We start from the raw sequence: 12,514 nt of genomic DNA, 5'->3' as shown, positions 1-12,514 counted from the left end.
GCTACGACCGAAAACCCGAGTTTCGAAGTGGTTTCGGCTTTGCTTTCGCGGTCGCAGGTTTACGTTTTAAAATCTCTGAGGTATGAAAAACTGGCAGAACTGGCAGAACTTTCTCTGACAAAATACAACGAAAAAGAGAACACCGAATTCAAAATAAAAGACAAAGAAGCCTTTATTCAGTATTCTGGCGGCGATGCACGGAAACTCATCAATTCCGTAGAAAATGTACTGAATAACTTTAAAAATTCGAAGAAAAAGGAAATTTCCAACGAAGATGTGCTTGAAGTGCTGCAGGAAACCATGGCGCTTTATGATAAAAACGGCGAGCAGCATTACGATATTATTTCGGCTTTCATCAAGTCCATGCGCGGTTCTGATCCCAATGGTGCGGTGTATTGGCTCGCCAGAATGCTGGTTGGTGGTGAAGATATCAAATTTATCGCAAGGCGAATGCTGATTCTGGCTGCTGAAGACATCGGTTTGGCCAATCCGAACGCGCTTACGGTGGCAAACAACTGTTTTCAGGCCATCAATGTCATCGGAAATCCTGAGGCAAGAATTATTCTTAGCGAAACAGCAGTTTATCTTGCGGTTTCTCCGAAAAGTAATTCCACTTACGTTGCGATTAATGATGCAATTGCAAAGGTAAAGCAAACCGGAAATTTACCTGTTCCGCTCCATCTGAGAAATGCGCCAACCAAACTGATGAAGGATTTGGATTACGGTAAAGATTACGGATATGCGCATTCGCACGAAGGAAACTTTGTAGATCAGGAATTTCTCCCCGAAGAAATTTCCGGAACCAAATTTTATGAACCCGGAAATAATTCCACCGAAAATAAAATACGGGAAGAGCTTAAAAGAAAATGGAAAGATAAATATTAAGCTCTGAAATTTTAAAAATAATTTAACATCTGGCTGATTGTCAGGTGTTTTTTTTATCTTTAAATTAAATTTCGTGTGATGAAAAAGATTTATTTTTTAATGATTTTCCTCCTTTTCTCTATTCAGATTCCGGCGCAGCTTATTTCGGGAAACAAAGATTTGATGAGCAAGGAAATGGGCAGATATCAGCGGATGATTGATTTTAATGTTAACCCCAATACTTTAAATTATGATCTTCAATATCAAAGAATGGAGGTGTTTTTGGATCCGGCGGTTTTTCAGATTTCAGGCACGGTAACGTCTCACTTTTTGACAAACCAGAATATGTCTTCAATTTATTTTGATTTTACCAATCTTTTGCCAGTTTCAAAAGTTACATATCATGGTACAGATCTTAATTTTCAGCAATTAACGACCAAAGAACTGAAGGTCGATTTTCCGGCTTCACTTCCATCAAATACGCTGGATTCTATTACGATACACTATTCCGGTGCGCCCGATAATTCCGGAAGAACGTCTTTTTATATGGGAACGCACGACGGAAGCCCGGTTTTATCAACGCTCTCGGAACCTTACGGCGCGCAGAACTGGTTTCCGACAAAACAGAGCATGAACGACAAAATCGACCGTTTCGACATTAAAATTACCACACCCAACCAATACAGCGTTGCATCAAACGGTAAATTGATGTCTGAAACTTTGCTTCCTGATAACAAAAAACTTACCTTCTGGCGAACCAATTATCCCATGGCGGCTTATCTGGTAGCATTTTCGATCGGTAATTTCAATAAAATTAATGATGTCATCGGAAATAGCAGTTTTCCTTTTGTGAATTATCTTTATCCGTCGACCAATGCTAATTCTGGAGTGATGGATAATATCGAATGGACTAAAACCGCAATGACTTTATTTGAAAATCATTTCGGAACTTATCCTTTTGCCGCCGAAAAGTACGGTCACATGGAATTTGCGGTAAACGGCGCTGCAATGGAACATCAAACGATGTCGTCGATGAATTCTTTCGCGAAATCTACCATCGCTCACGAACTTGCACACCAATGGTTTGGTGATAAAATAACCTGTGGCGCCTGGAATGACATCTGGCTTAATGAAGGTTTTGCGACCTTCGGGGAACAATTAGTCAATGAAAAAAACCTGATGACCCACTCTGAATTTATGAATTATCTCGCGAACCAAATGAACGTTATCACAAGTCAGCCAAATGGAAGTGTGTATGTTGACGACAGCGATTTGGCGAATATTCCGGTGCTCTTCAGCGGAAGACTTACCTATGTGAAAGGCGGCTATGTTTTGCGGATGATGAAGTGGATTTTAGGTGATGAAGCATTTTATCAGCTTCTGAAAGATTATGCGGCAAATCCTGCTTTTGCTTACAGTTACGCGAAAACCGAAGATTTCAAAAATCAGATTTTGGTTTCCACAGGAAGAGATTTCACTGGTTTTTTTAACGACTGGATTTACGGATAAGGTTACCCGACGTACCAAATTAAATGGAAGCAGTCTGCAAATCTGGATATGAATTTTTTGGTTTCGCAAACGCAAAGTGACCCGTCTGTAAGTTTTTTTGAAATGCCTTTGCCTGTAAAAGTTACCGGAAGTAATGGTGAAACCGCTTTGTTGGTATTAGAAAACACATCAAACGCACAGTTATTTTCAAAACCATTGAATTTTCAGGTGGTAAATGTTGAATTCAATTATGAGAAACAAATCATTGAAAAAAACTCAATGGTAGTTTTTGATGATGCTTTATCCACGGAATCGGTTTCGGAAAATGAGGTGATGCTCTTCCCAAATCCAGTGAGTGATAGGTTGAATATGAAAGGAATCAAAAAAACTTCTGATTTTGAAATTTTTTCAACCGATGGAAAACTGATCAGAAAAGGCAAATACAGCCCTTCCCAAACTATTGATGTTTCCAGGTTAAAAGTGGGTGCTTATTTTCTGAAAATCAATGCTAAAAGTTTCAAATTCGTGAAGGAATAAAAAAGTTAATCCTCCAGGATATACTCGTTATAATGCCCGATGAATTTTACGTCTGCGCCAAATAACCGCAGCTCTTCCAGCGCATTTTCTGATAAAACGGGATGCCATTCGCTGGCTACATTGATAAAGAAGAAATAATTGCCCAGGTTTTTTTTCATCGTGCGGCTTTCAATTTTGGAAAGGTTCATTTTCCGCCAGGCAAAAACAGATAACACCTGATGCAAGCCTCCGGCATGATCTTCCGGAAGTGTTACCAAAAGCGAAGTTTTTTCCGAACTTTTAGGGAAATTGAGATTTAAAGAGGTTCTTTTTTTAGAAATTATGATGAATTTGGTGTGATTTTGCTCAAAATCCTGAATGTTTTTGTGGATGACCTTCAAGCCATATAGTTTCGCCGCGTAGGAATTGGCAATTGCGGCCCATTTTTCCTGAGGGTTTTCAGAAACCAGTTTTGCGGCAGCTGAGGTAGAGCTGTAGTCCTGGGTCAGCGTATTTTTATAATGATTGAATCTGAAATGAAATGTTTGAGCTAAAGCCTGTGGATGCGAAATGATTTTAGAGAAATCTTCGTTTGCGGGATGCATCATCAGCTGGTGCGAAATCGGCATTATGGCTTCGGTTTGGATGAAAATGTTTTCGAAATCATACAGATAGTCCAGTGTCATGGATACGGTTCCTTCGATAGAATTTTCAAGCGGCACCACCGCTTTATCAACCTCACCGTTTTTCACGGCATTGAAACAGTCTAAAATACTCGATTCCGCAATCAACTCGTTTTCGGGGAAAATCTGTGATGCGGCGAGTTGGGTAAAACTTGCCTGTGGACCGAGGTATGCAATCTTCATTTCAGGATTACGTTTTTAATGTTACTTCTGTCCTTGGGATTAATTTTTATTCCACCGGTTCTTTTTACAATTCCGCTGCGTTCTTCTTTTGTTAAAGTCCAGATGTTGAGGAAATGCTGTCCGTTGTCATCAATAATTTCAGTCTCTATAATTGCGTTTTTCAGTATTTTAATATGGTTACTCTTCACTAAAATTCTGTTGATGTAAACCGCATTAGATTCCTGCAGTCGATGCTCCATGTTCATCTGATAGAGTAAAACGGTTGGAAGCGTTGAATTGTTTTTCAGCGTAATATCGATAATTCCTTCGGTGCTGAAATTGCTGAAAGGAGAAAGCTTATCAGGTAAATTATCGGATTTGTAAACGCTTACTGATAAGATTTCTGCTGAGGTAAATGCTTTCAGCTGTGCCTCATTCGCGATCATACCATCAACCACATACAGTGGAAAAATTCCTGTAGTTTGTTTTAATGAATTTTGCTGTGCGAAGCAGAAAACGGAGAACAGGATCAATAGGAGGAGAAAATTTTTCATAGAACAAATGTAGAAATTGTAATGGAAGAACGTGAGATTTAGCGATTAATTATTCTGATTTAAAAACTTCCGACCTTTCGGAAATGCCATTGTTATTAAATGCTTCGATTTGAAAATAATAAGCATCTGTGCGGTCGGCACCAGTGAAAAAATATTCGTTTTTACCGTACACCATAATGCTTCCGTATAGTTTATCCGGGGTTTTGCCAAAGTAAATCATGTATCCGTCCGCTTTTTCGTTTTGTTTCCACTTCATCCAGATGCTTCTTCGTTCGCCAAATTTTTTCGGATCAGCGCGTAGCGGAACAAAATTTTCAACTTTACCGGGTTTTTCGCCACCACCGTTTCCGAAAACTCTGAAACCGCTTAAAGAAAATTTGCCGGTGGGCATTTTTAGATTTTCCATTTTTAAAAATCTTGCTTTTGCAGGTTTTTCCAGTTCGATATAATCGTGCGGAACATCGGTGTTGTTTTTGCTTTTGTCGACTAAAATCTTCCAGTTTTTGCCGTCATTGGAGCTATAAATTTTATACTGATGTATTTTACCTAAAGTTTTGCCCATAAATTCTGCATCCTGGTCTGCGTAATTGATCTGAATTGCATTAATGGTAGAAATTTCGCCCAAATCGGTCTGGAACCACTCTCCGGAATTTCCTGTTTTTGCAGACCAATAGGTTTTAATGTCTTCGTCTACCGCAAAATTAGGCTGATAACCTCCTAAAGTTGATGAGGCAGAGACTGGTTTCTGGTAATTCAGCAGCATCCAGCCGGTGAATAAACCTTTGGTGAAATCCTTACCCTGTGCAAATTCGGGAATATAGGTAGGGTAGTCGCCGTAGGCCGTGTTGCTGTACATTACATCATCATTATCAAACCCTGCCGGCCAAATGCCCAGCCGTCTTTCAAAATTGTTTTTGGTAGAAATAAAAATGGTGGACACATGCCAGTAATTTCCGTAATTATCCTGAAAAGTCGCGCCATGGCCGGCACCACGGGCAAAGCCCCCAGGTTTGTAAGAGAAGGGGTTGTGCTGTTGGTATTCGTAACCTTCCAATGGGTTTTTAGATACATAAACTCCGTCTGCGTATCCGCTGAATTCGGTAGCGGGCGCGCCGTACTGCATATAGTATTTGTCCTTGTATTTTGTGACCCAGGCTCCTTCTACAAACGGTTGCAGGAACACATTGTCGTTATATTCGCCAAATCTTTCCCAGCCATGATCTTCGGGTTTTAAACGCAGGATGGGTTTTACGTAACCTTCGGACTGAAGATTTTTCGCTTTCACTTCAGTTCCCAAAAGCGGCCATTCGTTGCTTGATCCCCAATAGAGATAAAGTTTGTTTTTATCTTCATCATAATGAAATGCAGGGTCCCAGGCGCCTACTTTTAAGGTGTCGACTGCAATTTGCCACTCATTTTTTGTAGGATTGGTCGATTTCCAGATCGGGAAATCTGATTCCCACGTGGAACCGTAAACATAAAGGGTGTCTTTCATTACCCAGGCTGCAGGTGCGTTAAGATCGTGAATATATTTGTCGTCGCGCAGGAATTTTCGGGACACGAATTTCCAGTTCAGCATATCATCGCTGTGCCAGTAGCCTTCCTGATTGGTTGAGAAAAGAAAAAGTTTTTTCTGAAAATTGACGATCACCGGATCTGCTGTAGCACGGTGTTTTCCCTGTTTTGAAAATACTTCAAATGGCGTATACCCGTAATCGATATTAATGGGATTGCAATATGTTTTTTGTTGGCCAAAACTGAAATTCATCAGAAATAAAAGAATAACCCCTAACGGAAAGCAATATTTCATAGAAAATTTTTTAGGAAAAATTCAAAGTTAAGTATTAAACCTAAGAAAACAGAACGTAAAATAAAAATCCGCACTCGAAAGCACGGACTTTTTTATAAATGAAAAAATTGAATTTTAGGGTTATGCTTTTACTTCCGAATTTTTTCTGCTTTTTAAATATTGAGAAAGCGTTTTTTTTGGAATTAAATAATTTATAAGTTTGCGCTATGAATATTATCCTTGCTTCAACATCGACGCTCTTCGGAGGTAATTATCTTGAATATTTAAAGTCAGAAATTCAAAATCTTTTCAGCGAAACGAATGAAATTATTTTTATCCCTTACGCGAGACCCGGCGGCATTTCACACGAAGAATATACCGAGAAAGCGCGCGAATTTTTCACTCAAATTAATATAAAAGTGAAAGGCCTGCACGAGTTTGAAGATAAAATTGAAGCGGTAAACAACGCAAAAGGGATTTTCACCGGCGGAGGTAATACTTTCCTTTTAGTGAAAACGCTTCATGAAGAAAATCTCATGGAAATTTTAAAGGAAAATGTTGAGAACGGGACGCCATACCTTGGCTGCAGTGCCGGTTCGAACATTGGCGGACTGAATATGAAAACCACGAACGACATGCCGATTGTTTATCCGCCTAGTTTTGAATGTATGGGACTTGTTCCGTTCAACATCAATCCGCATTATCTGGATCCGAATCCGGATTTGAAGCACAACGGCGAAACGCGCGAAACGAGAATTAAAGAATTTCTCACCCAGAACAATACTAAAGTTGTAGGCCTGCGGGAAGGTAACTGGATCCGGAAAATTGGACAGAAAATTACTGTGGAAGGTAAAGAATTAACCCGTATTTTCGAGAAAAATAAGGAAACGTACGAAATTGCTCCCGGTACAGAACTTTAAGCGGGTTCTGCCCATCTTTTTACAAGAAGATCCATTAAAAAATCCGGACATTTTATCACTTTGTTCTTTTTGGCGTCGAGAAAAAAGAGGGTGGTTTTTGCTTCCGTAATCTTTTCTTTAGAACTGTTATAAATTTCGTATTCAAATTCAATTCGTACGCCTGGGAGTTTTTTAATGTAGGTATGGATTTCGAGAATTTCATCATAAAGACCTGGCTTCAGATACTTAATGCTAAACTCCGAAACAGGTAACCAAATGCCCTGATTTTCAATCTCGTCATAAGGAATTCCGAGCTCCCGAAAAAGTTCAACTCTGGCCACTTCCAGGTACTCCGCATAGTTCCCGTAATAAACGTATTTCATGGGATCTGTTTCTCCGTAACGTACTCGTAATGAATGTGTTGTGTGTATCATTTTAAGACTTAAATCAATCATACAAATATATTTTTAAATAACCAATAGCACAAAAATTTTTTTATCATAATTTAAAATTCGATATTTGTCTTCCCACTAAAATTAAACACTTGCAGGTAATTGCAGAACGAAAATGAATGAAAATTTAACTCTTATTTGGGAAAAGTGTCTCCAGTTCATGAGGGATAACCTCAACGCAGCAGAAGACAATACTGACCTTAAAAAACTCGAAAACTCGTTTGATTTACTTTTCGACAATGTGCAGCCGGTATCTTTGGTGAGCAATAACCTTACCCTGTTGGTACCGAGTGATTTTTACAAAGAATACATTGAGGATAATTACTTATCCCTGCTTTCTGCTGCACTGAAAAAAAATTTGGGTAAAGGAGTTAAGCTTTGGTATTCCGTCATGGAAAACAAGCCGAGCGGTCAGGAAAAACCCATTACCATGAATGTAAAGGGTAAGAGTATTGCGACGCCAAAAGTACAGGAAACGCTTCCACCTTCATTTTCTGCAAATCTCATCAACCCTTTTGTAGTTCCCGGAATGAAGAAGGTGAATATCGACTCTAACCTGAAAGCCGATTTTTCTTTTGACAATTATGTGGAAGGCGAAAGCAATAAATTTGCTGCCACTGTAGCAAAATCTATCGCCAAAAGACCGGGCGCAACTGCCTTCAACCCGCTGTTTTTATATGGAGGTTACGGAGTAGGGAAAACCCACTTGGGCCACGCTGTTGGTCTTGAAGTGAAAAATGCTTTTCCGGACAAAGTGGTACTTTATTTATCTTCAGAAAAATTCATTCAGCAGTTTGTATCTGCTGCGAAAGCTCATAAACAGACCGAATTTGCGAATTTCTACCAAATGGTTGATGTCCTGATTATCGATGATATTCAGTTTTTATCAGGTAAGAAATCTACGCAGGACAGCTTCTTCCATATTTTCGATTATCTGCACCAGAACGGCAAACAGATTATCTTAACTTCAGATAAAGCGCCGGTTGATATTCTCGATATTCAGGATCGTATTGTTTCCCGATTCAAGTGGGGACTTTCTGCAGAAATTAAATCTCCGGATTTTGATACCAGAAGAAAAATCATCGTTGATAAGCTAAGCCGCGACGGAATTGTTTTAACGGAAGATATGCTCGATTTCCTTGCGTCTGAAGTAAAAACCAACGTTCGTGAACTGATCGGTGTTATCAATTCAGTAATCGCGTATTCCACGATTTATAAATCTGAGTTGAGTCTTGATCTTTTAAAGGAAACCATCAATAAAATTGCAGCCAACCAGAAAAAGGTGATCAATATCCCTTATATCCAGGAAGTGGTTTGCGAATATTTCGGCATCCAGCGAGAGCAGCTTTTATCGAAAACCAGAAAAAGAGAAATCGCTTTGCCGAGACAGCTTGCGATGTATTTTGCAAAAGAATTTACCAACGCTACTTTTACCAAAATTGGCGAGGAAATGGGCGGAAAAGACCACTCAACTGTAATGTACGCGTGCGATACAATAAAAGACGTATCTAAAATCGATAAAGAACTAAAAAAGTACGTAAAAGAACTTACCGAAAAAATTAAACAGTAGATTTGCCATATATTAATCATAAGAAGAGAAGGGGTTTTTTGAATTCCTTCTTTTTTTATTTTAATTTTGAAGGCTTCAAATAAAATAACACCACATGAAAATCCTTGTTGTATGTCTCGGCAATATCTGCAGAAGTCCGCTTGCTGAAGGTATTTTAAAATCAAAACTCACTGAAAATTTTGTTATCGATTCGGCCGGAACCATTTCCCTTCACGAAGGCGAACATCCCGACAAACGCGCGATTGAAACTGCCGAAAATCACGGAATTACGATTGGAAAACAGCGGTCGCGACCTATTACAAAAACAGACTTAGAAGATTTCGATAAAATTTACTGCATGGATTTAAGCGTTTATGAAGATGTGATTTCGATGGCAAAAAACGAAGAACAGCGCCGAAAAATTTCGCTGTTTCTGGAAGCGGCAGAAATTCCCGAGAACAATTATGAAGTTTTCGATCCCTACTGGAGCGGTTTGGATGGTTTTGAAAAAGTTTATCAGTTGCTGGATCAAGCCTCCGAAAAGATTAAATCAAAGCTCCTTAACAATCAAAATTAATTCTAAATGCTTTTCCTAATTCCCGCTTACCTTTCCGAAAATTCACCCATTGCATATTTCGCGCCTGCAATTAAAGAATATATCCTGAAGACCGATTATTTCTTCGTAGAAAACGAAAAAACCGCCAGAAAAGTCATTAAGTTTTTTGCACCTGAAAAAAAGCAGGCTGATCTGAAGCTCTTTCTTCTCGATAAATATTCTGAATCTGCAGATTTAAAGGAAGCTCAAAAATTAATGAAAAACGGACAAGATTTCGGTTTGCTTTCTGAAGCCGGACTCCCGTGTATCGCCGATCCGGGAAATCTCATGGTGAAATGGTGTCACGAAAATAACATCAAAATTATTCCGATTAATGGGCCTTCTTCGATTATTTTAGCTTTGATTTCAAGTGGTTTTAATGGTCAGGAATTTACGTTTCACGGGTACCTTCCGATTGATAAGTCTGAGAAGAAATCACGAATTCAGTATCTGGAAAATCAGGTTCAGAAAACGGGCTATTCGCAGATTTTCATGGAAACTCCGTACCGGAACAATCAGCTTTTTGAAGATCTGTGTAAATTCCTCGCACCGAATGCCAGGCTTTGTATCGCGGCCAATATCAATGATCCAAATGAGGAATTTATCAAAACGCTAAGCATCAAAGACTGGCAGAAAAACAAGCCGGAACTTCATAAAATTCCCGCTGTTTTCGTTCTGGGTAAATAGTTTAACTTCCTTTAACAGCGTGTTTGCATTATTATTGAAGCTGACTTACGAAAATAAATTACTATGTCAGATAAAAAATTAGCAGGCCTTTGGCTTGACCAGCACAAAGCGGTAGTCGTAAAAAATCATGATGCGCAGAATGCCTTTAAATTTTTTCTTTGCTCACCTGTGAAAGCTGTTGTACAGCACGGTAATTCCAGCGAGAATGCGGGCAATAACGCGGAACAGACGAACAAGGCAAAATTCTTCAAGGAGATTGCCCATCTTTTAACCAATTCCGAAGAAGTATATGTTACCGGTCCCGGAACGATTCAGGAAGAACTGAAAAGTTTCCTTCATGATACGGCACAATTCAAAAACCTTAAAATTACCCTGGATACCGCTCAGCAAATGAGTGACGAACAGGTTCTGGAAACAGTGAAAAAACATTTCGGAGAATAATCGGTAAGAATTTAAACAAAAATGCGGTCAATTATTGACCGCATTTTTTATTTTTTATAATGGTAAGAATATCCATCGTTGGTATGATCGCCGAGGTAGAGGTTTGAAGAGTCGATACCGTCAACAAAAACGTCGGGGTAATTCGAGAAATCGATAAACAGTTTTTCTTTGTGTTCATTTGGCGTAACTTCTATTAAAAGGTTGTAAGTTCCTTCGCTCACCGTTGCACCATTTTCTTTAACGGTATAAATGTAGGCATCTGTAAAAGTGATGGTACGCTGAATCCCCGTGCTTGACGGAGTGTCATTAATATTTCCGATTCCGCCTGTTGTAGCTGCCCAGTGCCAGGTTCCTACAAACTGTTCGTTCGAGAGTTCATCTTCTCTTGTTCCGCAGGCTATAAAAACAGTGACCGCAATTAAAGAAAGTAAAAAGATGTTTAATTTTTTCATGATGCTCATTTTAAACAACAAAATTACAATTTTTTAATCCTGTTTATATTTTTCAGCTTTCATTATTTGGATGAGAAGAATCATTAACAGTAGTTTTTTTTCGGGCCCGCCATTTTCGGTAAAATATGATGACAAAAGGCGCGAGGATAAAGAACGGCCAAAAGGAAATAAGACCCAGTACAAAACTTACAAAAATATTCCACCCCTGTGCGACGGAATCTGAAAATCTGCTTCCGAAACCGATTTTAGATGTTACAGAACTTCTGGGTTTTTCTTTAGTGAGGCTTAGGCGCAGGGTGCTGTAGTTTACTCGGTCGTCAATGAAACGGAGTCTGCCTTCTGCAACATCAATCTCGTCTTCAAGCTTGCGGATGTTTTCTTGGATTTCGAGCATGTCTTTTGTAGTTGCTGCATTCTTCAGCAGATCGCGGTATTTTTCCAGATAAATCCTTTTGTTCTCGAGTTTTATGGCGACATCTGTATATTCTTCAGTCACATCTTCAGAGGAAAAATTTTTGTATTCAACTGCGCCAATACCCTCTGAAAAAGAAGAGATCAGCTGATCGAAATTCTGATAAGGAACACGAATTACGAGATCCAGTTCTTCTGAAATTTCTGTATTCCTGAAGGTTTCGCTTTGGGTGTATGCATTTTGTTTTTGCAGTATGCCGTCTACCTTCAGTTTAGCATCGTTAATATGGGCAACAGCTATTCCCATTTCCCCGTTTTTAATGATCTTTTTAGCAATGCTGTCATTTTTGGCTGGAGCACTATCTGGCTTTACAGAAGCTGATTTTTGGTTAGCAGCGGCGTCTTCCGGAATCACTTCCATGAGAGAAGCGTTTACCTCAGTATTTACTGCATAAGGATCAGTTTTTGAACAGCTGATGATGCTAAATAGAGCGAAAAATAGGGTGGATATTTTCATTTTGAAATAGAAATTGGATTTGTATTTATAAATGTATAAAAATTTAAAGTTGCTGAGATCATTTTAATAAATAAGACGCACAGAAAAGTGCGTCTTATTTTTTTTGAAGAATATGATTTGTCTTACCCGATTTCGACACCGTTTTCTACGGTTTCATCCGGCGTTACAAATACCAGTTTTCCATCAGCGTTGTTGGTTAAAAGTAACATTCCCTGAGATTCTATCCCGCGGATTTTTCTCGGGGCCAGATTCAGTAGAATCATGACCTGTTTTCCCACGCATTGTTCGGGAGTGAAGCTTTCTGCAACTCCTGAAACCACGGTTCTTACATCAACGCCTGTATCTACGGTAAATTTCAATAATTTATCCGCTTTTTCCACTTTTTCAGCGGTAAGAATGGTGGCTGTTCTTAAATCTATTTTGGTGAAATCATCAAACTGAATTTCGTCTTTCAT

The 12,514-nt window shown here is 39.1% G+C and carries 15 protein-coding genes; 8 read left to right on the top strand and 7 right to left on the bottom strand.

The genetic code is table 11. The annotated features are described in order from the left end of the window. The 3 genes from V5N63_RS04905 to V5N63_RS04895 all read left to right on the top strand — a co-directional run. A partial coding sequence (locus V5N63_RS04905; RefSeq protein WP_332033049.1) for a replication-associated recombination protein A occupies nt 1-885 on the top strand: 885 nt, incomplete at its 5' end. A gap of 78 nt (nt 886-963) precedes the next feature. Next, nucleotides 964-2,373 carry a M1 family metallopeptidase gene (locus tag V5N63_RS04900; protein WP_332033048.1) on the top strand — a complete coding sequence of 470 codons (1,410 nt, stop codon included), beginning with the start codon at nt 964-966 and terminating at the stop codon, nt 2,371-2,373. A gap of 48 nt (nt 2,374-2,421) precedes the next feature. Continuing rightward, nucleotides 2,422-2,889 carry a T9SS type A sorting domain-containing protein gene (locus tag V5N63_RS04895; protein ID WP_332033047.1) on the top strand — a complete coding sequence of 156 codons (468 nt, stop codon included), beginning with the start codon at nt 2,422-2,424 and terminating at the stop codon, nt 2,887-2,889. Between the two features lie 5 nt (nt 2,890-2,894). Here the strand turns inward: V5N63_RS04895 and pheA are convergent, their stop codons facing one another. From pheA to V5N63_RS04880, 3 genes are read right to left on the bottom strand one after another with little or no spacing between them, the layout of a single operon-like run. After that, nucleotides 2,895-3,734: a prephenate dehydratase gene (gene pheA / locus V5N63_RS04890; RefSeq protein WP_332033046.1), complete on the bottom strand. Its 840-nt coding sequence runs from the start codon at nt 3,732-3,734 to the stop codon at nt 2,895-2,897. Next, the gene (locus V5N63_RS04885) at nt 3,731-4,267 is read right to left on the bottom strand and encodes a hypothetical protein (protein ID WP_332033045.1); all 537 of its coding nucleotides are present in this window, start codon (nt 4,265-4,267) and stop codon (nt 3,731-3,733) included. The genes pheA and V5N63_RS04885 overlap by 4 nt, the downstream gene beginning before the upstream one ends. A gap of 49 nt (nt 4,268-4,316) precedes the next feature. Further along, entirely contained in the window at nt 4,317-6,077 is a 1,761-nt protein-coding gene (locus tag V5N63_RS04880) for a discoidin domain-containing protein (RefSeq protein ID WP_332033044.1), read from the bottom strand. Nucleotides 6,078-6,283: 206 nt separating this feature from the next. On the opposite strand from V5N63_RS04880, the gene pepE reads away from it, so the two are divergent. Further along, nucleotides 6,284-6,976, top strand: coding sequence for a dipeptidase PepE (pepE, locus tag V5N63_RS04875; protein ID WP_332033043.1), 693 nt, complete (start codon nt 6,284-6,286; stop codon nt 6,974-6,976). Here the strand turns inward: pepE and V5N63_RS04870 are convergent. Beyond that, nucleotides 6,973-7,389 carry an acyl-CoA thioesterase gene (locus tag V5N63_RS04870; RefSeq protein WP_088468643.1) on the bottom strand — a complete coding sequence of 139 codons (417 nt, stop codon included), beginning with the start codon at nt 7,387-7,389 and terminating at the stop codon, nt 6,973-6,975. The genes pepE and V5N63_RS04870 overlap by 4 nt on opposite strands. A 133-nt stretch (nt 7,390-7,522) precedes the next feature. Between V5N63_RS04870 and dnaA the strand changes: the two genes are divergently transcribed. The 4 genes from dnaA to V5N63_RS04850 all read left to right on the top strand — a co-directional run bounded on the left by dnaA (nt 7,523) and on the right by V5N63_RS04850 (nt 10,679). Further along, entirely contained in the window at nt 7,523-8,977 is a 1,455-nt protein-coding gene (gene dnaA, locus V5N63_RS04865) for a chromosomal replication initiator protein DnaA (RefSeq protein ID WP_332033042.1), read from the top strand. Between the two features lie 94 nt (nt 8,978-9,071). Next, nucleotides 9,072-9,533 carry a low molecular weight protein-tyrosine-phosphatase gene (locus tag V5N63_RS04860; protein ID WP_332033041.1) on the top strand — a complete coding sequence of 154 codons (462 nt, stop codon included), beginning with the start codon at nt 9,072-9,074 and terminating at the stop codon, nt 9,531-9,533. Nucleotides 9,534-9,539: 6 nt separating this feature from the next. Next, on the top strand, nt 9,540-10,238 hold the full coding sequence (locus V5N63_RS04855) for an SAM-dependent methyltransferase (RefSeq protein ID WP_332033040.1): 699 nt from the start codon (nt 9,540-9,542) through the stop codon (nt 10,236-10,238). A gap of 63 nt (nt 10,239-10,301) precedes the next feature. Then, nucleotides 10,302-10,679: a hypothetical protein gene (locus V5N63_RS04850; protein ID WP_265143259.1), complete on the top strand. Its 378-nt coding sequence runs from the start codon at nt 10,302-10,304 to the stop codon at nt 10,677-10,679. 47 nt (nt 10,680-10,726) lie between these two features. On the opposite strand, the gene V5N63_RS04845 is transcribed toward V5N63_RS04850, so the two are convergent. The 3 genes from V5N63_RS04845 to metG all read right to left on the bottom strand — a co-directional run. After that, nucleotides 10,727-11,131 carry a hypothetical protein gene (locus V5N63_RS04845; protein ID WP_332033039.1) on the bottom strand — a complete coding sequence of 135 codons (405 nt, stop codon included), beginning with the start codon at nt 11,129-11,131 and terminating at the stop codon, nt 10,727-10,729. Between the two features lie 52 nt (nt 11,132-11,183). After that, nucleotides 11,184-12,059 (bottom strand): DUF4349 domain-containing protein, encoded by an 876-nt coding sequence (locus V5N63_RS04840; RefSeq protein WP_332033038.1) that lies wholly within the window; start codon nt 12,057-12,059, stop codon nt 11,184-11,186. A gap of 122 nt (nt 12,060-12,181) precedes the next feature. Further along, nucleotides 12,182-12,514: methionine--tRNA ligase subunit beta (metG, locus tag V5N63_RS04835; RefSeq protein WP_332033037.1), on the bottom strand; the 333-nt coding region annotated here is incomplete at its 5' end.

Origin of the sequence: Kaistella sp. (assembly GCF_032060305.1) — a bacterium.
In the GTDB taxonomy this organism is placed as follows: Bacteria; Bacteroidota; Bacteroidia; order Flavobacteriales; family Weeksellaceae; genus Kaistella; species Kaistella yananensis.
This window is presented reverse-complemented; position numbering and strand designations above follow the sequence as displayed.

Coding starts and splice junctions, on each gene's coding strand:
- V5N63_RS04900 (WP_332033048.1), top strand. CDS start 964: ATGAAAAAGATTTATTTTTTAATGATTTTCCTCCTTTTCTCTATTCAG.
- V5N63_RS04895 (WP_332033047.1), top strand. CDS start 2,422: ATGAATTTTTTGGTTTCGCAAACGCAAAGTGACCCGTCTGTAAGTTTT.
- pheA (WP_332033046.1), bottom strand. CDS start 3,734: ATGAAGATTGCATACCTCGGTCCACAGGCAAGTTTTACCCAACTCGCC.
- V5N63_RS04885 (WP_332033045.1), bottom strand. CDS start 4,267: ATGAAAAATTTTCTCCTCCTATTGATCCTGTTCTCCGTTTTCTGCTTC.
- V5N63_RS04880 (WP_332033044.1), bottom strand. CDS start 6,077: ATGAAATATTGCTTTCCGTTAGGGGTTATTCTTTTATTTCTGATGAAT.
- pepE (WP_332033043.1), top strand. CDS start 6,284: ATGAATATTATCCTTGCTTCAACATCGACGCTCTTCGGAGGTAATTAT.
- V5N63_RS04870 (WP_088468643.1), bottom strand. CDS start 7,389: ATGATACACACAACACATTCATTACGAGTACGTTACGGAGAAACAGAT.
- dnaA (WP_332033042.1), top strand. CDS start 7,523: ATGAATGAAAATTTAACTCTTATTTGGGAAAAGTGTCTCCAGTTCATG.
- V5N63_RS04860 (WP_332033041.1), top strand. CDS start 9,072: ATGAAAATCCTTGTTGTATGTCTCGGCAATATCTGCAGAAGTCCGCTT.
- V5N63_RS04855 (WP_332033040.1), top strand. CDS start 9,540: ATGCTTTTCCTAATTCCCGCTTACCTTTCCGAAAATTCACCCATTGCA.
- V5N63_RS04850 (WP_265143259.1), top strand. CDS start 10,302: ATGTCAGATAAAAAATTAGCAGGCCTTTGGCTTGACCAGCACAAAGCG.
- V5N63_RS04845 (WP_332033039.1), bottom strand. CDS start 11,131: ATGAAAAAATTAAACATCTTTTTACTTTCTTTAATTGCGGTCACTGTT.
- V5N63_RS04840 (WP_332033038.1), bottom strand. CDS start 12,059: ATGAAAATATCCACCCTATTTTTCGCTCTATTTAGCATCATCAGCTGT.